The organism is Stenotrophomonas lacuserhaii (genome assembly GCF_014836545.1).
In the GTDB taxonomy this organism is placed as follows: domain Bacteria; phylum Pseudomonadota; class Gammaproteobacteria; order Xanthomonadales; family Xanthomonadaceae; genus Stenotrophomonas; species Stenotrophomonas lacuserhaii.
In genome coordinates, this window is record NZ_JACSQS010000027.1 from 1 (window position 1) to 21,817 (window position 21,817).

Here is a 21,817-nt window from a genome sequence, read left to right on the forward strand (position 1 = left end):
CCATGGACCTGTCGAAGGTGGGGCGGGGTGGCTGTGCAGGACCGTCTTTTCGCATGGATGCGAAAAGCGAGCCTACATGGACGTACTTGCGGCGTGTCCTGCACAGCCACCCCGCCCCGCCAACACGCAGCCCCACAGCTTTTGACCTTGTACGGCCTACGACCAAGGTCGGGGCGTTCTCGCCGCTGCTGGCGCTCTATGCTCGATCCCATGACTTTGTCTGGGAGGGCTGTGTCATGGACTACGAAGAAACCTACCGCCGTTCGATCGACGAGCCGGAGGAATTCTGGGGCGAAGAAGCCAATCGCATCTATTGGCACAAGAAGCCACAGCAGGTGCTGGACTACAGCAATCCGCCATTCCGGCGGTGGTACGTCGGCGGGGAAACCAACCTCTGCTACAACGCCGTCGACCGTCACCTGGCCGAACGCCCCGACCAGCTCGCGCTGGTGGCGGTGTCCACCGAAACCGGTACCACGCGCGAAATCACCTACCGCCAGCTGTACCGCGAAGTGAACGACTTCGCCGCCGTGCTGAAGCGGCTGGAGGTCGGCCATGGGGATCGGGTGGTCATCTACATGCCGAACATGGCCGAGGCGGTGTTCGCCATGCTGGCCTGCGCCCGGATCGGCGCCGTGCACTCGGTGGTGTTCGGCGGCTTTGCAGCCCACAACCTGGCCCTGCGCATCGACGATGCGCGGCCGAAGCTGTTGATCGCCGCCGACGCCGGCATGCGCGGTGGCAAGCTCATTCCCTACAAGGGCATGGTCGATGCGGCCTGCGCCGAGGCGCAGAATCCACCGCCGCACGTGCTGATCGTGTCGCGCGGGCTGGACCCGGCCGAACCGCGCCAGGCCGGGCGCGACGTGGACTACGCCACCCTGCGTGCCGAAGTCGGCGAAGTCGACGTGCCCGTCCAGTGGCTGGAGTCCAGCGAGCCGAGCTACCTGCTGTACACCTCCGGCACCACCGGCAAGCCGAAAGGCGTGCAGCGCGATGTCGGCGGCTATGCGGTGGCGATGGCCCAGTCGATGCAGACCGTGTTCGATTGCCAGCCGGGCCAGGTGATGTTCTCCACCTCCGATGTCGGCTGGGCGGTGGGGCACTCCTACAACGTGTATGGACCGCTGATCGGCGGCTGCACGTCGCTGTTGTACGAAGGCCTGCCGACCCACCCGGACCCGGGTATCTGGTGGGCGCTGTGCGAGCAGTACAACGTGCGCACCCTGTTCTCTTCGCCGACCGCGATCCGCGTGCTGAAAAAGCACGACGTCGACTTCATCCGCCGGCATGACCTGAAAGCGCTGAAGTACATCTTCCTGGCCGGCGAGCCGCTGGACGAGCCCACCGCGCACTGGGCCAGCGAAGCGCTGGGCAAGCCGATCATCGACAACTACTGGCAGACCGAAACCGGTTGGCCAGCCCTCACCCTGCTGCCGGGACTGGACATGAAACCGGTGCGCTTCGGCTCTCCCGGCTTCCCCAACCTGGGTTACCGGATGAAGGTGATCGATGAAAACACCGGGGGAGAGGTCGCGCCCGGGCAGAAGGGCGTGCTGGTGATGACCCCGCCGCTGCCGCCGGGCTGCATGAGCACCGTATGGAACGACGATGCGCGCTTCCTGCAGAGCTACTTCAGCCACTTCAAGGAACTGCTTTACAGCTCGCTGGACTGGGCCATCCGCGATGAGGATGGCTACACGTTCATCCTCGGCCGCACCGACGATGTGATCAACGTGGCAGGGCACCGGTTGGGCACGCGCGAGATCGAAGAGGCCATTTCCGGTCATCCGCGGGTGGCCGAAGCAGCGGTGATCGGGGTCAAGGACGAACTGAAGGGGCAGGTGCCGCTGGTGTTCGTGACCCTCAAGCAGGGCCTCAACGGCGAAGACCCGGCCCCGGTGGTGGCGGAAATGATGGCGGCGGTGACCGCCTCGCTGGGGGCGGTCGCCCGGCCGGCGCACATCCACGTGGTCAATGCGTTGCCGAAAACCCGCTCCGGCAAGCTGTTGCGACGTTCGCTGCAGGCGCTGGCCGAGCAGCGCGATCCCGGCGATCTGTCGACCCTGGATGATCCGGCGGCACTTGATGAGATCCGGCGCGCGCTGGGACGCTGAACAGAGCGGTGGGGCAGGTGCCGAGGCGGCCCCGGACGCCCGCAGGCGGACGTGCTGCACTGCAGCTCCGCCGGCGCGGCGACTGCGCTAAGCTCGGCCTGTCATCGCGCTGCCACACGGCGCTCCGCCTGGGGGAAACAGGCGGGGTTGCCGCAGCCGGTGGTAACGGGAGTCCAGACAGGGGGGGAACGCACATGGCACTGCTGCACGCCAAGACGGCCGCTGGCCGTCAGGAAATCGATGATCGCGCACGGCGGCTGCCTGCCGCGCTGCGATCGATCCTTTTGATGGTTGACGGCCAACGCGATGATGATGAACTGCGTGCATTGCTGCCGGGGCTGCGTGCGCCGCCCGACGCGCTGGAACAACTGCTGGCACAGGGCCTGATTGAAAAGGTCGGCGGCACGGCCGCGCCGGCACGCTCCCCGGCGCTGACTGAAGGCCGCGGCCAGGACCCGGAGCTGTACCGACGTCTCTACGACCTGATGAGTGAATCGGTGCGCCGTCACCTAGGCCTCAAAGGCTATTTCATGCAGTTGAAGATAGAGCGTTGCACCGACGCGGCAGCGCTTGAACAGCTGCTGCCGGACCTGGTCGCGGCCATCGGCAAGGCACGCAGCACCGCACTGGCCAACCGCTGGCTGGAGGAAACGCGGCAACAGCTCGAGCCCGCCGTGCTCGGCTAGCGCGTGGATGGTTCGGATGCGCATGCGTGTAAGGTTGGATCGAACTGAGACCTTTCGGCCAACGCGCCGACACCCGGGTCGGCTAAAGTGAGGCCCCCGGATCGTCCAGGTTCCATTGTGCAGATCGCCTCCGCTTCCGAGCCTGCTACCGCCATGAAGGATGACAACGGCACCCCCGGCTGGGATGCCATCAGCCAGGCGCTGTGCGCCGCGCATCCCGGTCAGGTGCCGCGTCACTTCGGTACGGCATTGCCGTGGACCCTCGGCGGCAAGGACCCGCTGGATGGGGTCAGTGTGTACTGGAGTGGACAGGGTCGCCCCCACTGGCATTACGTCAGCTATGGCCTGTCCGAGCTGTTCGACAAGGAAAGCGACGACGCCGAAGTCAGTGGTTTCGGCTTCGAGCTGACCTTCCGCCTGGCCGCTGCGGAAGGCAGCACCGAGGCGGACGCGCCCCCTACCTGGCCGATGAGCCTGCTGCAGAATCTGGCACGCTACGTGTTCCAGACCGGCAACGTGCTGGAGGCGGGACACCATCTGGACGCCAACGGTCCGATCGCCGCCGGTCACGCCACGGCGCTGCGCCACCTCGCCTTCGTCGACGATCCGCAGCTGCCCTCCCGCGAGACCCCCAATGGGCGCCTGCAGTTCCTGCAGGCGGTGGGGCTGACCGATGGCGAACATGGCGCGATCCTGGCCTGGTCCACCGCGGGAGTGTTGAAGGCGCTGGAACCGACCATGCCCTTGTGGATCACCGACCTCGACCGCGCCTGCGCGCTGTCCGACGCCGACGTCGCCGCCCGCATCGCCGCCGGGACGCAGGCTCAGGGCGCCGCCACCGGTCTGTTGCTGGTAGAGATGCTGGAATGGCAGGACGCAGGTGATCCCGGCGCCACCACCCTGGTGCTCGGTGCGGGGCAGGTCGAGCGCCTGCGGGAGCTGCTGGAGGTTCGCCTGGGCGCTGGCCTGCCGCTGGAGATCGTCGGCCCGCAGAAACGCTGGATGTTTGAACCGGGCGAGCGGGACCGCGTGCAGGGCGATGACCTGCAGCGGATCTGCGTGCTCTCGCCGGGCACGTGCGCGCGCCTGCAGCAGGCGCTCAGGCCCGTGGCCGGCGTGGCGCGGATCTCCGGCGTGCTGTCGATCGACATCCGCCGCTCCTGCCTTCGCGACAGCGAAGGAAAGCCCCTCCGCTTCATCGGCTGACGCCGCTGAAGCACCCCGAAAGCCCCGTTCGCGGACCTGGACACGCGCGGCGGTCACCCCGCGCGCGCCATACTTACACCGATCAGGCCAGGCCTTCCGCCTTCAGTACGGCCTGAACGCCTGCATCGGCATCCATGCGCGTCTTGTACGCGGCAAGATGCTCCAGGCCGGACAGGTCGACCTTCGCCGCGGCGGCCCAGCGCAGGGTGATGTAGAAGTAGGGATCGGCGAAGCTGCGGAATCCGGCCAGCCACGGCTTGTCGGCCAGCTGCGTATCGGCCTGTTCGAAGAGGCCGCGCAGGCGCTTGTGCGCGGCCGCGGCCAGTGCTGCCTTCTGCCCTTCATCAGCCAGGAACTTGCCTGGGGCGAACAGCGGCGAGAACGCCGGGTGCACGTCGGAATTGACGAAGGACAGCCAACGGGCCGCTTCAGCGCGTTGGCGCGGGCTGCCATCGCCTGCCAGGCCTGCCTGCGGATGGGTATCGGCGATATAGCCCATGATCGCCGCGTTCTGGGTCAGCACGAAATCGCCATCGACCAGCGCGGGTACCGAACCGACCGGGTTGATCTTCAGGAACGCCGGGCTCTTCAGGCTTTCACGATCCAGCAGTTCAACCTCGAACGGCTGGCCGGTCCATTGCAGGGCGATGTGGTCGGCGGTGGAACAGGCACCGGGCTTGCTGTACAGCTTCATGGGAACTCCGCGCGGGATAGGTGGCAACAGACCAACACTATCGCGGAGCCCGCAGCGCCCGGCAATCACGCGCAGGCACAACAGTGCGTTACGACTGCCGCGGCTTGAGGCTCTGCACCTTGTAGAAGGTGTGGTCGCCGATGGTCGCCACCTGGTAAGCGTTGCGCCAGCTCGGGCTGGCGATGGACAGCGCCGCGAAGTGGCTGGCTCCGGGCACGATTTCCTTGCGCTCGCTGACCGGCAGGGCCCAGTTGCGTTCAGCATCGAAGGCAACGGTCATCGCTTCGCGCCAAGCGGCGTCATTGGCCAGCTGGGTGCCCGGCGCCACGATGGTCGGAGCGAACTGCTTGCGCGCGGTTACCACCTGGCACATCGAGTCACCCCACAGGCCGCTGTCGCGGCGTCGCAGGGCCACCTCGGCGACGGCCTGCTGGCCACGCACGGTCTGGTCGCGGGCTTCCAGGTAAACAGTCGTGCTCAGGCACAACGAATCAGCGGCCGGCTGCGGCAACAACTGCGACAGCCAGAGAATCCAGGCCAGTTTCATATAACTCCTTGCTCCGTATGGGCCGGACCTGGCGCTTCCGCCGGCAGTGTGGCCGGCAGAGGCGGGGGTACGGCTTGGCGTCATGGGGAGGCGACCATCGGGGTCACCCCGTGGGCGGCCACGAAAGGTGATCGACGATCGATCAGGTGGGCCGCACCTGCTCACCGGAACTGGGTGGTGAGCGGGAAAGTTGGCGCAAGGTAAGGGGGTATTTCGCAACGCATCCTGAATCAAACGAGTTGACATTCAGGTTCGGGGCAGGGTCGGAAAGCCGATTCAGCTGCCCCTATTCAGCTTTTTCAGAGGGCAGCGGCGACGCGGCTGCCTTGGTCAATCGCGCGCTTGGCATCGAGTTCCGCAGCGACGTCGGCGCCGCCGATCAGCTGCGCGGAGATGCCGGCCGCAGCGAGTTCCGCATGCAGGGAACGATTGGATTCCTGGCCGGCGCAGATCACCACGTGATCGACATCCAACAGCTGCTCCACCCCCTCCACGCGGATATGCAGACCGGCATCGTCCACGCCCAGATACTCCACGCCACCCAGCTGCGTCACGCCCTTGGCCTTCAGCGTGGCGCGGTGGATCCAGCCGGTGGACTTGCCGAGCCTCGCGCCCGGACGTCCGGCGCTGCGCTGCAGCAGCCACAGCTTCCGTGGCGAAGGAACGATGACCGGACGGGCAAGGGCGCCGCGCGCTTCGAAACTCGGATCAACGCCCCATTCGGCCATCCAGCTCGCCGTGTCCAGCGACGGCGACGGACCGGCATGGCTCAGGAACTCGCCGACATCGAAACCGATGCCACCAGCGCCGATGATCGCCGCACGCGGCCCCACCGTGACCCGGCCCAGCAGTACGTCCAGGTAGTCCACCACCTTCGCATGTCCGGCGCCGGGGAAATCGACCTTGCGCGGCAGGATGCCGGTCGCCAGCACCACCTCGTCGAAGCCAGCAAGCGTGTCGACAGACACCCGCGTGCCCAGCCGCAGCTGCACGCCGGTTTCCTCCAGCTTGTGGCGGAAGTAGCGCAGGGTTTCGTGGAATTCTTCCTTGCCCGGGATCCGCTTGGCAACGTTGAACTGGCCGCCGATCTCATCGTTGGCGTCAAACAGGCTTACATGGTGGCCGCGTTCGGCAGCGACGGTCGCACAGGCCAGGCCGGCCGGTCCTGCACCGACCACCGCGATGCGCCGCGGCGCTGTGGTGGGCCGATAGACCAGCTCGGTTTCATGCGCTGCGCGTGGATTGACCAGGCAGCTGGCCAGCTTGTTCTCGAACACGTGGTCCAGGCAGGCCTGGTTGCAGGCGATGCAGGTGTTGATGCGCTCGGGGCGGCCGGCGCGTGCCTTGTTGGCCCACTGCGGATCGGCCAGCAAGGGGCGCGCCAGCGACACCATGTCGGCGCCGCCGCTGGCCAGGATGCGCTCGGCCACGTCGGGCATGTTGATCCGGTTGGTCGCCACCAGCGGCACCCCGACGTGGGGCTTCAGCTTGGCGGTGACCCCGGCGAACGCCGCGCGCGGGACCGAGGTGGCGATGGTCGGAATGCGCGCCTCGTGCCAGCCGATGCCGGTATTGATGAGCGTTGCGCCAGCTGCTTCGATGGCCTGTGCCTGGGCGAGGATTTCCTGCCAGTTGCTGCCATCGCTGACCAGGTCCACCAGTGACAGCCGGTAGATGATGATGAAGTCCGGGCCGCACGCTTCACGGATCCGACGCACGATTTCCACTGCGAACCGCATGCGCTGTGCAGCATCACCACCCCATTGGTCGGTGCGGGTGTTGGTGCGCGGGGCGACGAACTCGTTGATCAGGTAGCCCTCCGAGCCCATCACTTCCACGCCGTCGTAGCCCGCATCGCGGGCCAGCCGCGCGCTGCGCGCGTAATCGGCGATGTGCCGGTCCACGCCGCGGCTGGACAGGGCGCGCGGGGTGAACGGATTGATCGGGGCCTTCAGCTTGGATGGCGCAACCGACAACGGGTGGTAGGCATACCGCCCCGCATGCAGCAGCTGCAGGCAGATCTTCGCGCCGTGCTGGTGGGCGGCCGCAGTGAGCTGGCGATGCGGACCGACTTCCCATGGCCAGCTGAGTTTGCCGCCGAACGGCTTCAGCCAGCCGACCACGTTGGGCGCGAAGCCGCCGGTGACGATCAGTCCGACACCGCCTTCGGCGCGCTCGGCAAAGTAGGCGGCAAGGCGCGGAAAATCGCGGGCGCGGTCTTCCAGCCCGGTGTGCATGGAGCCCATCAGGATCCGGTTGCGCAACTGGGTGAAGCCCAGGTCGAGCGGAGTGAACAGGTGGGGGTAGGCGCTGTCGCTGGCTGGCGTCATCGTGGATACGCTTGCGTACGGAAGCGCCCAGCGTGCCGTGAATTTGCGTCCGTCGCAAGGCGCGCTGCGGTATTCCACCCGATGCGGCGGGGTGTTCGGGGGCGGGCGGGTCAGCCCGGCGGAACCGTCGCCTGCGCCGCGACCGGGGGCCTGCCGATGCCGAACCAGCCCAGCGTCATGCCGCACAGCGGCCCGATCAGCAGCGCGAAGGCCAGCGTGCCCAGTCCCACGTTGCCGCCCAGCAGCCAGCCGGCCAGCAAGGCGCTGCCTTCTATCAGGCTGCGCACCTGCCAGATCGGCCAGCCGCTGCGGGCATGCAGGCCGGTCATCAGTCCATCGCGCGGACCGGGCCCCAGGCGTGCGCCGATATACAGGCCGGTGGCTACGGCGATCAGCAGCAGCCCGGCAGCAAACAGTGGCAGCCGCAGCGAAAGGCCTTCCACCACAGGCAGCAGCCACAGCCCGAACTGTGCAGCGGGACCGATCAGCAGCACGTTGAGCACGGTGCCCAGGCCGGGCTTCTGACGCAGCGGCCACCACAGCAGCAGCACCACCGCGCCGATGGCATTGGTGGCCAGGCCGAACGACAGCGACGTATGCGCCGCGATGCCCTGCGACAGGACATCCCAGGGCGCCACGCCGATTCCCGCACGCACCATCAGGGCAATCCCCAAGCCGTACAGGCAAAGGCCGGCAACCAATTGGGTGATGCGCAGCAGCAGGGAGGAGGGCATGACGACGGGCCTGTGGGGTCTGTCGCCACGATAGGTCGCGAGAGGGGCGGCGAACAGGTACAGCACGCTGCGATTCACGCCATACAGCGGTGCGCACAGCCTCGACCCTGATCCCTTGATCGGCTCAGTGAATCTACCGCGGTGTGCGTTACGCGCCGGGACACTATTCGGCGCGTGGCAACGCAGGTGTGTGCCAGTAAATCCCATATGAGCGTCGTTAACAGCACGCCACTGCCGTTCAGACTGGCCTGGCGTAGAAAGTTCCTCACCGCGCAGGCTGCGGGGTGAACGCTTGACTTTCCGCCAAAGCAAAATGTTGCAGCGCGAGACTGAAGCCCGGTAAAACCCTTGCCACGCCTGACTGTTGCGGTTTTTCATGATCCTGTATAGGGTGCAACCGCCGGTCCGGTGGAGGCCCGGCGCCCGTTTTTCACATGTTACGGGACTGTTAACATGGCCTTCACTCCCCTGAGCATAATGTTCGCGGCGGTGGCGTGCTGAATCGGCTGTCGTAGTGCTGGCCCATGCCTCTACCGGTTTCATACCCCCGATATAGGAGCTGTACTCAATGAACAAGAAGATCCTTACCGCCGCGCTGCTGGGTGGTCTGGCTTTCGCCCAGGCTGCTTCGGCACAGGAGTTTGACGACCGCTGGTACCTGACCGGTTCGGCTGGTTTCAACTTCCAGGACAGCGACCGCACCACCAACGATGCTCCGTTCGTCAGCCTGGGCCTGGGCAAGTTCATCAGCCCGAACTGGTCGCTCGACGGTGAGCTGAACTACCAGAACCCGAACTTCGACGCCAATCAGGACCTGAACTGGTCGCAGTACGGCGCCTCGCTGGACCTGCGTCGCCACTTCGTGCAGGAAGGCCGCGGCTGGAACCCGTACCTGCTGTTCGGCCTGGGCTACCAGAAGTCGGAAGAAGAGTTCGCTGCTGTCGACGCCAATGGCCCGCGTGAGCGCAAGGACGGCAACTTCGCCGCCAAGCTCGGCGCCGGTCTGCAGACCACCTTCGACAAGCGCGTTGCCGTGCGTGCCGAAGTGGCCTACCGCGCTGACTTCGACGACAAGAGCGTTGCCGCTCCGAGCGAAGACTGGTTCGGCGACGTGCTGGCTTCGGTCGGCGTCGTGATCCCGCTGGGACCGGCTCCGGTCGCTGCCGTGCCGGCTCCGGCTCCGGTTGCCCCGAGCTGCGCCGACCTGGATGACGACGGTGACGGCGTCAACAACTGCGACGACAAGTGCCCGGATTCGCAGCCTGGCCAGACCATCGGTCCGGACGGTTGCCCGGTGCCGGTCTCGATCGACCTGAAGGGTGTCAACTTCGACTTCGACAAGGCCAACCTGCGTCCCGACGCGGTTGCGATCCTGAGCGAAGCCTCGCAGATCCTGACCCGTTACCCGGACCTGAAGGTTGAAGTTGCTGGTCACACCGACTCGAAGGGTTCCGACGAGTACAACCAGAAGCTGTCCGAGCGTCGTGCTACCGCCGTGTACAACTACCTGACCTCCAACGGCGTTGCTGCTTCGCGCCTGCAGGGTCCGGTCGGTTACGGCGAGAGCCGCCCGATTGCTCCGAACACCAATGCTGATGGTTCGGACAACCCGGAAGGCCGTGCGAAGAACCGTCGTACCGAGCTGAACGTCCAGAACTGAGTTCTGACGTTTTACCGGTAAGACACACAGCAGGACCCGGCTTCGGCCGGGTCTTGTTGTTTATGCGCGGTCGTTTTTGTACCGCTTATCCGAAAAAAACAAAAAAACCAATGAGTTGCCGTATTCATTGAATGTAGGATCTTGAAAGCCGTTGTGTCGCTGTTAAACTCGCGCCACTACCCACTTTTCTGGATGCTCCTCATGCTGCGCACTGCATCGGCCGTCGTCCTGGCCCTGGCCCTGGTTCCCGCCGCCCACGCTGCCGTGGACTGCTCGGTCTCGGCCAGCAGCGCTCCGCTGCCGTTGCCGGCCACCGCGATCGCACCGGTGGCGAGCGAGCTGTTTACCCGCAACTCTCGGCTGGGCATGCCCGCCGGCGTGTTGACCACCAATTACGAACAGGCCCAGTCGCTGGACAGCGTGCTGCGTCGCCTGCGCATCGAAGGTTGCCAGAACGTGGCCAAGGCCATGCCGAGTGCACCGGCGGTGAGTCCGAATGATCCGGCCGCCTACAAGCCGCAGACCGCGTTCGACAACACGCCGTGGCGCTTTGACATGAGCCAGAACGGCAAGCGCATGACCGCCGAAGAGTTCGATGCCTGGATGAAGGCGCGTGGCGTTCGCGTGGTCAAGGCCCGTCCGGTGCCGGCCACCGCCGTCGCGCCGGTTGCCCCGGTGGAAGCCTCTGCCGAGACCAAGCCGGCTGACAAGAAGTAAGTGAGGGCGGGGCAGGACATGCGGCCACGGCGCCCGCCTGCCAACCCACCTGCTCGTGCCCGCCCCGGTGGTGGGCGCGCAGCGCCTGCAGCAGGCGGGGGCGTTCGCCACGGACTGGCACGCGTGTTGTCCAAGGCGGGCCTGTGTTCGCGTACTGAAGCGGCGCGCTGGATTGCCGCCGGCCGGGTGAGCGTGGATGGGCGCACCGTCCGTGATCCCGAGTTCCCGATCCAGGCCGGCCGCCAGCAGGTGCGCGTGGATGGCCAGCCGCTGGATGCCGCGCCGCGCATCTACCTGATGCTCAACAAGCCGCGCGGCCTGGTCACCACCGTCCAGGACGAACAGGGCCGCGAGACGGTCTACCGCTGTTTCGATGGGGCCGGCCTGCCGTGGTTGGCGCCGGTCGGACGCTTGGACAAAGCCAGCGAAGGCCTGCTGCTTTTCAGCAATGACCCGCAGTGGGCGGCTGCGCTGATGGATCCGGCCACCGGCCCGGACAAGACCTATCACGTGCAGGTGGATGGCATTCCAGAGGCGTCGATGCTCGCCGCATTCTGTGCTGGCATCGAGGACGAAGGGGAATTCCTGGCTGCGCGCGCGGTGAATCTGCTGCGTACCGGCGAAAAGACCTCGTGGCTGGAAGTGACGCTGGACGAAGGGCGCAACCGGCATATCCGCCGCCTGCTGGCGGCGTTCGACCTGCAGGTGCTGCGGCTGGTCCGCATCGGCATCGGCGGGCTGCGGCTCGGCGAACTGCCCAAGGGCCAGTGGCGGATGCTGCAGATGGAAGACCGGCGGCAACTGGAGGCCGCTGCAGGACCGGGCTGAGACCCGCGGCCGACGCCTGGCGTCGGTCCCGCTCCGGGCGCAAGGGGGGCCCGGCTTTGCATTTACTGAAAGAGGTATCCCACCGTGTTGCGTTTCCTGACCTCTCCACTGCGCCTGACGCTGCTGCTGCCTTTGGCGGCCCTGGCCGCATGCAGCCACAAGAAAGAACTGGCCAAGGCCCCGCCACCGCCACCGCAGGACATCATCGAAGTACGCATCCCCGAGCTGGACGGGCGCGGCAGCTACCGTTTCAACATGAGCGACGGCGACAAGAAGATGTCCGCCGACGAATTCGACGCCTGGATGAAAGCCAACGGCATCCGCGTGGCCAAGGGCCGCTGACACAAAAAAAAGGGGACGGAGGGCATTAAGTCGTATCCAGCCGGTACAGGCTGGATACGACTTAATGCCCTCCGTCCCCTTTTTGTCAGATCACCCCGAGTTCGCGGCCGATGCGGGTGAAGGCATCGATGGCGCGGTCCAGGTGCTCGCGCGTGTGCGCTGCGCTGATCTGGGTGCGGATGCGCGCCTGGCCCTTGGGCACCACCGGGAAGAAGAAGCCGATCGCGTAGATGCCTTCTTCCAGCAGGCGCTCGGCGAACTTCTGCGCCAGCGGTGCGTCGTACAGCATCACCGGGCTGATCGGGTGCACGCCGGGCTTCACGTCGAAACCGGCAGCCACCATCTTTTCGCGGAAGTAGGTGGTGTTGGCCACCAGCGTTTCGCGCAGGTCGTCGGCGGCGGCCAGCATTTCGAAGGCCTTGATGCCGGCGGCCACCACGTGCGGCGGCAGCGAGTTGGAGAACAGGTAGGGGCGCGAGCGCTGGCGCAACAGTTCGATCACTTCGGCCTTGGCCGTGGTGAAGCCGCCCAGCGCCCCCCCCATCGCCTTGCCGAGCGTGCCGGTGATGATGTCGATCCTGTCCAGCACGCCCTTCACTTCAGCCGAGCCACGGCCGGTCTTGCCGAGGAAGCCGGTGGCATGGCATTCGTCGATATGGACCAGCGCGCCGTACTTCCGGGCCAGCGCGGTGATCTCGTCCAGCGGAGCGATGAAGCCGTCCATCGAGAACACACCGTCGGTGGTGATCAGCTTGGTCCGGCAACCGGCCGCATCGGCGGCCTGCAGCTGCGCTTCCAGATCGGCCATGTCGCAGTTGGCATAGCGGAAGCGCTTGGCCTTGCACAGGCGCACCCCGTCAATGATCGAAGCGTGGTTGAGGCTGTCGGAAATGATCGCATCCTGCTCGCCCAGCAGTGGCTCGAACAGGCCGCCATTGGCGTCGAAGCAGGCCGCATACAGGATGGTGTCCTGCTTGCCGAAGAAGTCGGCAATCTGCGATTCCAGCTGCTTGTGCAGGTCCTGGGTACCGCAGATGAAGCGCACCGACGCCATGCCGAAGCCGTGGCTGTCCAGCGCATCCTTGGCGGCCTGGATAAGGTCCGGGTGGTCGGCCAGGCCCAGGTAGTTGTTGGCGCAGAAATTGAGCACCGTGCGGCCGTCTTCCAGGGTGATCTCCGCCGACTGCGGGCTGGTGATGATCCGCTCGGACTTGAACAGGCCCTGGGCGCGGATGGCGTCCAGTTCCTCGGCGTAATGGCGGGTCAGGTCAGGCGAGGATTCGGTCATGGTGGCAGCACGGCTCAACACGGGAAAGCGACGATTTTACCCGCCCCGGCCATGGAAGGGCGGCAGGGCAGGGAGCACGAACGTGTTGCGTTGCAATATCAAACAGGTTAAAAAACCGTGAACCGGATGGATTCACGCAGCCGGTCCGCGCCACGCCCCATGTCCCTCCTCCCCGCCATCGCCCCCCGGAGACGCCCATGAAGCACGCCGTCCGCTGTCTTGCCGCTGCTGCTGTCCTGTCCCTCGCCTCGTTCGCCGCCAGCGCGCAGGAAGCTGAGTCGCCCTACAGCTGGAACGTCACCGCCGTGTCCGATTACGTCTTCCGTGGCGTGTCGCAGACCGACGAGGATCCGACCCTGCAGGCCGGCTTCACCTACACCAGCCCGGTCGGCCTGTATGCCGGTGTCTGGGGCTCCGGCGTCGACTTCGGGCCGGGCGACCCGAGCACCGAAGTGGACTTCCTGATCGGTTACGGCTTCGACGTCAGTGACAACGTCAACTTCGACGTGCTGTTCAACCGCTACACCTACCCGGGTGCCAGCGAGCTCAATTACAACGAGCTGATCACCAGCACCACCTTCGCCGAGCAGTACAAGCTCACCGTGGCCTACACCAATGACCTGTCCGGTTCGGATACCAAGAGCTGGTATTACGCCATCGGCGGTGAGTGGGCGCTGCCGCAGGATTTCACCCTGGCGGCCAACGTCGGACGCACCTCGCTTGAGACCGATTTCGGCAAGGACTACACCGATTTCAACATCGGCGTCAGCCGTCAGTTCGGCCTGTTCAACCTTGGCCTGGGCTTCCACGGCACCGATGGCGCCGGCCGTGACAACAACGGCTACCTGGCCGACAACCGCGTGGTGTTCACTGTCGGCGTCGGCAAGTAACCAGCGCCCCGCGTGCGACCGTGCAGCACACGTCATGCACAACGAAAAAGGCGCCCTTGCAGGCGCCTTTTTCAATCATGTGACCCTTTGTTCCCTCTGGTGGAGAGCCCCCTTGGTGTTCAAGGGGGCGCGCCGACAGGCGCAGGATAAGGAAACATGCGGGAGAACTGATCGGACGCGCTTCGCGCGCCCGATCAGTTCCAGCTCAGTACCACCTTGCCGGCCTTGCCTTCTTCCATCAGGTCAAAGCCCTTCTGGAAGTCATCGATCGGCAGCTGGTGGGTCATCACCTTGCCGAGCGGGAAGCCGGACAACACCAGCTGGGTCATCTTGTACCAGGTCTCGTACATCTTCCGGCCGTAGATGCCCTGCACGGTCAGGCCCTTGAAGATGATCTTGTCCCAGTCGCAGCCGGCGCCGCGGGGCATGATGCCGAGCATGGCGATCTTGCCGCCGTGGTACATGCAGTCCAGCATGTCGTTGAACGCACGCGGATTGCCGCTCATTTCCAGGCCCACGTCGAAGCCCTCCATGTGCAGTTCCTTCATCACGTCCTTCAGCGACTGGTTGGCCACGTTCACCACGCGCGTGGCACCCATGTCGGCGGCCAGCTTCAGGCGGAAATCATTGACGTCGGTGACCACCACGTTGCGCGCACCGATGTGCTTGCAGATGCCAGCGGCGATGATGCCGATCGGGCCGGCGCCGGTGATCAGCACGTCCTCGCCGATCACATTGAACTCCAGCGCGCAGTGTGCGGCGTTGCCGTAGGGATCGAAGAAGGCGGCCAGCTCGGACGGGATCTGGTCCGGGATCGGCCACAGGTTGGTGGCCGGCATCACCATGTATTCGGCGAAGGCGCCGTTCACGTTCACGCCGATGCCGACGGTGTTCGGGCACAGGTGCTGACGGCCGCCGCGGCAGTTGCGGCAGTGGCCGCAGACGATATGGCCCTCGGCCGAAACGCGCTGGCCGACCTCATAGCCGGTGACCGCACTGCCGAGCGCGGCGACGCGGCCGACGAACTCATGGCCGATGGTCAGGCCCGGCTTGATGGTGCGCTGGCTCCACTCATCCCACAGGTAGATGTGCAGGTCGGTGCCGCAGATGGCGGTCTTTTCCAGCTTGATCAGCACCTCGTTGGGGCCCGGCACCGGCACCGGCACTTCTTCCAGCCAGATGCCCTTGGCGGCTTCGCGCTTGACCAGCGCCTTCATCGTTTGTGCCATCTCGGTGGAACTCACAGGGGGAAAGATGGCGCGGATTATAAAGCCGCCAGCGACCGCGCCATGTTGCAGCGCGGGTCAGCCGGCGTTACCCCGGCCACTGGTGGCCTGTCGAGGGCGGGGCGGGGTGGCTGTGCAGGACCGTCTGTTGCCATGGATGGCAACAGCGAGCCCCCAAGGACGGGTTTACGGCGTGTCCTGCACAGCCACCCCGCCCCGCCACCCCGCAGCCCGTCAGCCCGTGAGCCGGGGAAGCACGACCCATGACCTCCGGGCATCCTGCCGGAGCCGGGTGGCGGGCTAGAATCGATGGTTCCATTACCCAAGGGCCGCTTCATGCGCTCGAACCTGCTTGCTTTCTCCATCGTCGCCAGCCTTGGCCTGGCCCAGCTCGCCCATGCCGCCGAAGGCATGTGGGTGCCGCAGCAGCTGCCGGAAATCGCCGGTCCCCTGCAGAAAGCCGGCCTGAAGCTGTCGGCCGAGCAGCTGGCCGACCTGACCGGTGACCCGATGGGCGCGGTGGTTGCCCTCGGCGGTTGCACCGCCAGCTTCGTCTCCCCGCAGGGCCTTGTGGTCACCAACCACCACTGTGCCTACGGCGCCATCCAGCTGAACTCGACGGCCGAAAAGAACCTGATCAAGGACGGCTTCAACGCCCCGAAGACCAGCGACGAACTCAGCGCCGGCCCGAATGCCCGCGTGTACGTGCTGGACCAGATCACCGATGTGACCGCGCAGGCCAAGGCCGCCATCGCCGCGGCAGGCAAGGACCCGCTGGCCCGCACCCGCGCGCTGGATGCCTTCGACAAGTCGCAGGTGGCCGCCTGCGAGGCCGACGCCGGCTTCCGCTGCCGCCTGTACAGCTTCTCCGGCGGCAACACCTACCGGCTGTTCCGCAACCTGGAAATCAAGGACGTGCGGCTGGTCTACGCGCCCCCGGGCAGCGTCGGCAAGTTCGGCGGCGACATCGACAACTGGATGTGGCCGCGCCACACCGGCGACTTCTCCTTCTACCGCGCCTACGTGGGCAAGGACGGCAAGCCAGCCGCCTTCGCAGCCGACAACGTGCCCTACCAGCCCAAGCACTTCCTGAAGTTCGCCGACCAGCCGCTGGGGGCCGATGACTTCGTGATGGTGGCCGGCTACCCGGGCCGCACCAACCGCTACGCACTGGCGGGCGAATTCAACGAAACCGCCGACTGGACCTACCCGACCATCGCCCGCCACTACAACGCCGTGCTGAAGCTGATCGAAGATGCCGGCAAGGCCGACGCCGACGTCAAGGTGAAGTACGCCGCCACAGCGGCCAGCATGAACAACGTCGCCAAGAACTACGCCGGCCAGCTGGAAGGCTTCAAGCGCATTGATGCGGCCGGCCAGAAGCAGGCCGAAGAGGCGCAGGTGCTGGCCTGGTTGAAGCAGCAGGGCGCCGCTGGCAAGCCGGCGCTGGCCGCGCACGCGCAGTTGCTCAAGCACCTGGAAACCGGCCGCAGCACGCGCGAGCGTGACCTGTTCGTCAACCAGTTCAACAACACCTCTGCCGTGGGTTCGGCGATCACCCTTTACCGCACCGCGATCGAGCGCAGCAAGCCGGACGCTGAACGCGAAGCCGGCTACCAGCAGCGCGACCTGCCGACCATCGAAGGCGGCATCCGCCAGATGGACCGCCGTTACGTGGCGAAGATGGACCAGCAGCTGCAGCAGTACTGGCTGGAGCAGTATGTCGCCCTGCCGGCCGCGCAGCGCGACAATGCGGTGCTGAATCAGTGGTTGGGCGGCAGTGATGCCAACGCGGTCAAGGCACTGGTCGGCAAGCTGGGTGGCACCCGCCTGGGCAGCCTGGATGAGCGTCTGAAGTGGCTCACCGCCGACCGTGCCGCATTCGAAGCCAGCACCGATCCAGCCATCCAGTACGCGGTGGCGATGATGCCGGCGCTGCTGAAGCAGGAAGAGCAGAAGAAGATCCGCGAAGGTGAGTCGCTCAGCGCGCGCCCGCTCTACCTTCAGGCCGTGGCGGACTACAAGAAGAGCCAGGGCGGGTTCGTCTATCCCGACGCCAACCTGTCGCTGCGCATCACCTTCGGCAACGTCATGGGCTACGGCAAGGACGGGGTGAACTACACCCCGTTCACCACGCTGGAAGGCATCGTGGCGAAGGAAACCGGCGAAGACCCGTTCGATTCGCCGAAGGCGCTGCTCGATGCGGTCAAGGCCAAGCGGTATGGCGGGCTGGAAGACAAGCGCGTCGGTTCGGTGCCGGTCAATTTCCTGTCCAACCTGGACATCACCGGCGGCAACTCCGGCTCGCCGGTGCTGGACGCGCACGGCAAGCTGGTCGGCCTGGCCTTCGATGGCAACTGGGAATCGGTCAGCTCCAACTGGGTGTTTGATCCGGTCATGACCCGCATGATCGCCGTGGACAGCCGCTACATGCAGTGGATCATGCAGGAAGTGGCGCCGGCGCCGCAGCTGCTGAAAGAACTGAACCTGGCGAAGTAAACGGTCACGGGGCGGATTCCCCATCGGATCCGCCCTGTTTTCCCACGGCGGGGCTTCAGGCGGAGCAGGTATGATGGCGCTCCGGCGTGGTTTCACGGGACGTGAACGAAATGCCGGACCTCCTCCCCCCAAGGACCCGTACCCCGCATGCGCATCCTGCTTGCCCGTCACGGCGAAACGCCGTGGAACGCCGAAGGCCGTTACCAGGGCCAGATCGATATCCCGTTGTCGCCGATCGGCGAAGCCCAGGCGCAGGCGCTTGGCGAGCGCTTGAAGTCCGTGGACATCACCCGTGCGGTGGCCTCGCCGCTGTCGCGTGCGCAGCGCACCGCGCAGCTGGCCCTCGGCGCCCGCGCCGACATGCTGCTGACCGAACCGGAGCTGCAGGAAATCGCCCACGGTGAGTGGGAAGGCCTGTTGGCCAGCGAGATCCATGAAAAAGACCCGTCACGGCTGCGCGCCTGGCGCGAAGAACCGGACACCGTGCTGATGCCGGGCGGCGAATCGCTGCGCCTGGTGCTGGACCGCAGCTGGCGTGGCCTGGCACGTGCCGCCGAAGGTCTCGGCGAGGACGACACCCTGCTGGTGGTCGCCCACGATGCGGTGAACCGGGTCATCCTGTGCCGGATCCTCGGCCTGCCGATCAGCCGCCTGTGGAGCTTCCGCCAGGCGCCGACCACGCTGAACCTGCTGGAAGGTCCGGACATCGAACAACTGGAAGTGGTGCGCATGAACGACTGCGCCCACCACACGCCGTTCTTCGGCGAAGCCAAGCACCGCGCCCTGTAACCGAATCGATTGGACGTCCCACCGTGACTGCACTGCCCACTACGCTCAGCGACTGGCTCGTTTTCATCGAACGCCAGCACTCGGCCACCATCGACATGGGACTGGAGCGCGTGCGCACCGTTGCCACCGCCCTGCAGCTGGGCGCCCCTGCGCAGCGCACCATCACGGTGGGCGGTACCAACGGCAAGGGCTCCACGGTGGCTTTCGTCGAAGCGATCGCGCGTGCCGCCGGCTGGAAGGTCGGCGCCTATACCTCGCCGCACCTGCTGCGCTACAACGAGCGCGTGCGCATCAATGGCGAAGAAGCCAGCGACGAAGCACTGGTGGCGGCCTTCAGTGCGGTCGAAGCCGCGCGTGGCGATACCACGCTGACCTACTTTGAATACGGAACGCTGGCGGCTTTCTACCTGTTCGCGCAGGCCGGACTGGACCTGGCGGTGCTGGAAGTCGGGCTGGGGGGGCGCCTGGATGCGGTGAACCTCATCGACGCCGACGTGGCCGTCATCACCACCGTGGACATCGACCACGCCGACTGGCTGGGCGCTGACCGCGAAAGCATCGGCACCGAAAAGGCCGGCATCCTGCGTGGCTGGAAGCCGGCCGTGCTGGGCGAGATCGATCCGCCGTCCAGCGTGCTGCGGCGGGCCTACCTGATCGGTGCCAACGCGATCCGCGCCGGCAGCGATTATTTCAACGAAACACTGGACGCGCAGACCTGGGCCTGGCGCGATGTCGCCGTGCGCCTTGAGTTGCCGATGCCTTCGCTGGCCGGCCCGGTGCAGCTGGCCAACGCCGGTGCGGCCATTGCCGCGCTGCGCTCGCTGGAGCTGCCGCCGGGCTGTTCGCTGCCACGCGCCGCCTACGCCGAAGGCATCGCCGCCGCGCGCATCGACGGCCGGCTGCAGTGCTTCCAGCGTGACGGGATCAACGTGCTGGTGGACGTGGGCCACAACCCGCAGGCGGCCGCCGCGCTGGCCCGCGCGCTGCAGGCCGAACCGGTCAGCGGGCGCACCCTGGCGGTGTATGCCGGCCTGCAGGACAAGGATGCGGCCGGCGTGGTGCAGGCGCTGGGCGAGGCCGTGAGCGAATGGACCTTGGCCGGGCTGGAAGGCCCGCGCGGCCAGGACGCCGCCACGCTGGCGGCCCGACTGGCCGGAACCGTTGCCGCGGATGCTTCACAGGCCGATACGGTGGCCCACGCGCTGGCCCAGGTGCTTACGCAGGCAGTGCAGGGAGACCGCGTACTGGTGTTCGGTTCCTTCCATACCGCCGCCGAAGCGCTGGCTTGGCTGCAGACCGCCGCCTGAGCCGCGTTCAGCCGTTGCCGACGCTGCATCACGGCAGGACCGTATAATCATCGGCAGTTCCCACCTGTTGCCTGCCATCCGTGGATACGTCCCTGAAACAGCGTCTGATCGGTGCCATCGTCCTGGTGGCCCTTGCCGTGATCTTCCTGCCGATGCTGGTGACCGGCCCTGCCCGCAACAGCACTGCCGACAGCGTGCCGCTGGAAGTACCCGGCGCGCCGGCCAATGCCCAGTTCGAAACACGCGAGTTGCCGTTGGCCGCTCCCGCGGGGGGGGACAGTGGCCTGCGCGGCGCCGCGCCGCTGCAGGAACCTGCCGCCAACGCCGCCGCGACGGTGGATACCGGTCCGGCCGTGGCCGCCGGCAATTTCGCGGTCAGCTTCGGTGCCTATGCCAGCAAGGCCGATGCCGATGCGGTGATCGCCCACCTGAAGGGCGCGCAGCTGCCCGGTTTCAGCGAAGCGGCCACGATCAACGGCAAGCAGGCGTGGCGTGTCCGCGTCGGCCCCTTCGTTGACCGCGCACAGGCCGAATCGGCCCGGCTGCAGGCCGTGAAGATCCGCAGCGACGTGCGTGCCGAAGTAGTCACCCTGGATGCCAACGGTGAAGGCGCCGCCGCGACTGCGCAGGCGCCGGCCGCCACCACCACGCCGCTGGGCGGCAACCCGGTGCAGACCCAGGCGCTGCCGGAAACCGCGCCCCCCGCAGCGGCTGCCGCGCCGGCACCCAGGCCCGAACCGAAGCCGACCGCGGTCCCCGCGCCGGACACCAAGGCGGTCGCCGCAAAGCCGGCGACGCCTGCGCCGGTGGCCAAGCCGGAAGTGAAGCCTGAGGTGAAGGCGCCGGCGGCCCCGGCCGCCAGCGGCGTGGGCTTCGCCGTGCAGCTGGGCGCGTTCGGCCAGGCCGCCGATGCCAACGCGCTGCGCGATAAAGCGCGCGCCGCCGGCTTCAGCGCCTTCGTCGATCAGGTCCGCACTGACAAAGGCGTGCTCAGCCGGGTCCGTGTCGGGCCGGTCGCCAACCGTGCCGAGGCCGACCAGCTGAAGGCGCAGGTCGCCGCCCGGGTCGGCGTGGCCGGCATGGTCAGACCGCACCCCTGATGCCCATTCCCGGCCAGGACGCCCAAGGAAACCCGCCCGCATGATCGACATCGTGCTGGCCTGCGTGATCGCCATCTCAACCCTGCTGGGGTTCGTGCGGGGCTTCGTTGGCATCGTGGTCGGCACGCTGTCCTGGCTGCTTGCCGGCTGGGCGGCGTTCCTGTTCGGCAATGACGTGGCGCACCTGTGGTCGGCGCCGGCACAGCCGGGTAACGGCCACCTGGTCGGCGGCTATGTGACGGTGTTCCTGGCCGTGCTGATCGCGGTCACCGTGCTGGGCATGCTGGTCCGTGCCGGGCTGCGCATGGCGCTGCTGGGCGGCGCCGACCGCATGCTCGGCGGCGCACTGGGCCTGGTGCGTGGCGGCTTCATCAGCGCGGTGCTGCTGCTGATGGCCACCTTCACCCCGCTCACCGCCGAACCGGCCTGGCAGCAGTCCTACCTGCGCGCGGCGCTGCAGCCGGTGGTGGGGTGGATGGATGCCCAGCTGCCGGATGTTTCACGGCCGATGCAGAACCTCGAGCGGATGGTGCCCAAGGGCCTGCCTTCGTCGCTGGATGGGCTGGTACCGGCTGGCTTGCCCTTGCCGTCCAGCGGTTCGTCCCCATTTGCAGAAAGCCTGTTGGGAAAGCCGACCGCGACAGGCGATAATGGTGTCCTCGGCGAGGTGGTGGCGGGACGCGGATGGCCGCGTAACGTGGACCCGGCCAGGGGCGCGGCGAGCGAGTCCGCGAACGCCCCGGCACTGCCCGCGAACATCGAGTCGGCGCCAGAGCGTCCAGATCCTGCCGCTGTCCCGTAAGGCGGCTCCCCCGGCCAGGCACGGCCAACATCCCTGTAGATGGGCGCAGCCCAGC

The 21,817-nt window shown here is 66.7% G+C and carries 19 protein-coding genes; 13 read left to right on the plus strand and 6 right to left on the minus strand.

Annotated features, from left to right (window positions below; genetic code table 11):
• Positions 1 to 236 precede the first annotated feature (236 nt).
• The 3 genes from prpE to H9654_RS17010 all read left to right on the plus strand — a co-directional run bounded on the left by prpE (position 237) and on the right by H9654_RS17010 (position 4,009).
• Entirely contained in the window at positions 237 to 2,117 is a 1,881-nt protein-coding gene (gene prpE, locus H9654_RS17000; RefSeq protein WP_101098695.1) for a propionate--CoA ligase, read from the plus strand.
• Positions 2,118 to 2,311: 194 nt separating this feature from the next.
• A complete protein-coding gene (locus H9654_RS17005) occupies positions 2,312 to 2,803 on the plus strand; it encodes a hypothetical protein (protein WP_191771899.1) in 492 nt (163 codons plus the stop codon).
• A gap of 117 nt (positions 2,804 to 2,920) precedes the next feature.
• Positions 2,921 to 4,009 carry a suppressor of fused domain protein gene (locus H9654_RS17010; RefSeq protein WP_318241155.1) on the plus strand — a complete coding sequence of 363 codons (1,089 nt, stop codon included), beginning with the start codon at positions 2,921 to 2,923 and terminating at the stop codon, positions 4,007 to 4,009.
• Between the two features lie 82 nt (positions 4,010 to 4,091).
• Here H9654_RS17010 and H9654_RS17015 read toward each other — a convergent pair whose 3' ends face one another.
• The 4 genes from H9654_RS17015 to yczE form a co-directional block, all read right to left on the minus strand.
• The gene (locus H9654_RS17015; RefSeq protein ID WP_191771900.1) at positions 4,092 to 4,703 is read right to left on the minus strand and encodes a glutathione S-transferase N-terminal domain-containing protein; all 612 of its coding nucleotides are present in this window, start codon (positions 4,701 to 4,703) and stop codon (positions 4,092 to 4,094) included.
• Between the two features lie 88 nt (positions 4,704 to 4,791).
• Positions 4,792 to 5,250 (minus strand): cell wall hydrolase, encoded by a 459-nt coding sequence (locus H9654_RS17020; RefSeq protein ID WP_042615053.1) that lies wholly within the window; start codon positions 5,248 to 5,250, stop codon positions 4,792 to 4,794.
• Positions 5,251 to 5,549: 299 nt separating this feature from the next.
• The gene (locus H9654_RS17025) at positions 5,550 to 7,580 is read right to left on the minus strand and encodes an NADPH-dependent 2,4-dienoyl-CoA reductase (RefSeq protein ID WP_191771901.1); all 2,031 of its coding nucleotides are present in this window, start codon (positions 7,578 to 7,580) and stop codon (positions 5,550 to 5,552) included.
• Between the two features lie 110 nt (positions 7,581 to 7,690).
• Entirely contained in the window at positions 7,691 to 8,314 is a 624-nt protein-coding gene (gene yczE / locus H9654_RS17030) for a membrane protein YczE (RefSeq protein WP_191771902.1), read from the minus strand.
• Positions 8,315 to 8,882: 568 nt separating this feature from the next.
• Between yczE and H9654_RS17035 the strand changes: the two genes are divergently transcribed.
• The 4 genes from H9654_RS17035 to H9654_RS17050 all read left to right on the plus strand — a co-directional run bounded on the left by H9654_RS17035 (position 8,883) and on the right by H9654_RS17050 (position 11,861).
• Positions 8,883 to 9,974: an OmpA family protein gene (locus H9654_RS17035; protein WP_042615056.1), complete on the plus strand. Its 1,092-nt coding sequence runs from the start codon at positions 8,883 to 8,885 to the stop codon at positions 9,972 to 9,974.
• 201 nt (positions 9,975 to 10,175) lie between these two features.
• Positions 10,176 to 10,691, plus strand: coding sequence for a hypothetical protein (locus tag H9654_RS17040; RefSeq protein ID WP_042615057.1), 516 nt, complete (start codon positions 10,176 to 10,178; stop codon positions 10,689 to 10,691).
• 18 nt (positions 10,692 to 10,709) lie between these two features.
• Positions 10,710 to 11,519, plus strand: coding sequence for a pseudouridine synthase (locus tag H9654_RS17045; protein ID WP_191771903.1), 810 nt, complete (start codon positions 10,710 to 10,712; stop codon positions 11,517 to 11,519).
• Positions 11,520 to 11,603: 84 nt separating this feature from the next.
• Complete coding sequence (locus tag H9654_RS17050) at positions 11,604 to 11,861, plus strand: hypothetical protein (protein ID WP_191771904.1); 258 nt, start codon at positions 11,604 to 11,606, stop codon at positions 11,859 to 11,861.
• An 85-nt stretch (positions 11,862 to 11,946) separates the two neighbouring features.
• Here the strand turns inward: H9654_RS17050 and kbl are convergent, their stop codons facing one another.
• Complete coding sequence (gene kbl / locus H9654_RS17055; RefSeq protein ID WP_191771905.1) at positions 11,947 to 13,149, minus strand: glycine C-acetyltransferase; 1,203 nt, start codon at positions 13,147 to 13,149, stop codon at positions 11,947 to 11,949.
• Positions 13,150 to 13,346: 197 nt separating this feature from the next.
• Here kbl and H9654_RS17060 point away from each other — a divergent pair, with 197 nt between their 5' ends.
• On the plus strand, positions 13,347 to 14,039 hold the full coding sequence (locus tag H9654_RS17060) for a TorF family putative porin (RefSeq protein WP_191771906.1): 693 nt from the start codon (positions 13,347 to 13,349) through the stop codon (positions 14,037 to 14,039).
• 194 nt (positions 14,040 to 14,233) lie between these two features.
• On the opposite strand, the gene tdh is transcribed toward H9654_RS17060, so the two are convergent.
• Positions 14,234 to 15,268, minus strand: a complete 1,035-nt coding sequence (tdh, locus tag H9654_RS17065) for an L-threonine 3-dehydrogenase (protein WP_182657610.1) — start codon at positions 15,266 to 15,268, stop codon at positions 14,234 to 14,236.
• 333 nt (positions 15,269 to 15,601) lie between these two features.
• On the opposite strand from tdh, the gene H9654_RS17070 reads away from it, so the two are divergent.
• From H9654_RS17070 to H9654_RS17090, 5 genes are all read left to right on the plus strand, one after another.
• Positions 15,602 to 17,764: a S46 family peptidase gene (locus H9654_RS17070; RefSeq protein WP_191771907.1), complete on the plus strand. Its 2,163-nt coding sequence runs from the start codon at positions 15,602 to 15,604 to the stop codon at positions 17,762 to 17,764.
• Between the two features lie 147 nt (positions 17,765 to 17,911).
• Positions 17,912 to 18,553, plus strand: coding sequence for a histidine phosphatase family protein (locus H9654_RS17075; protein WP_057507005.1), 642 nt, complete (start codon positions 17,912 to 17,914; stop codon positions 18,551 to 18,553).
• A gap of 23 nt (positions 18,554 to 18,576) precedes the next feature.
• Positions 18,577 to 19,860 carry a bifunctional tetrahydrofolate synthase/dihydrofolate synthase gene (gene folC / locus H9654_RS17080; RefSeq protein WP_191771908.1) on the plus strand — a complete coding sequence of 428 codons (1,284 nt, stop codon included), beginning with the start codon at positions 18,577 to 18,579 and terminating at the stop codon, positions 19,858 to 19,860.
• A gap of 80 nt (positions 19,861 to 19,940) precedes the next feature.
• Complete coding sequence (locus tag H9654_RS17085) at positions 19,941 to 20,960, plus strand: SPOR domain-containing protein (protein ID WP_191771909.1); 1,020 nt, start codon at positions 19,941 to 19,943, stop codon at positions 20,958 to 20,960.
• Positions 20,961 to 21,000: 40 nt separating this feature from the next.
• On the plus strand, positions 21,001 to 21,762 hold the full coding sequence (locus H9654_RS17090; RefSeq protein WP_042615490.1) for a CvpA family protein: 762 nt from the start codon (positions 21,001 to 21,003) through the stop codon (positions 21,760 to 21,762).
• Positions 21,763 to 21,817 lie beyond the last annotated feature (55 nt).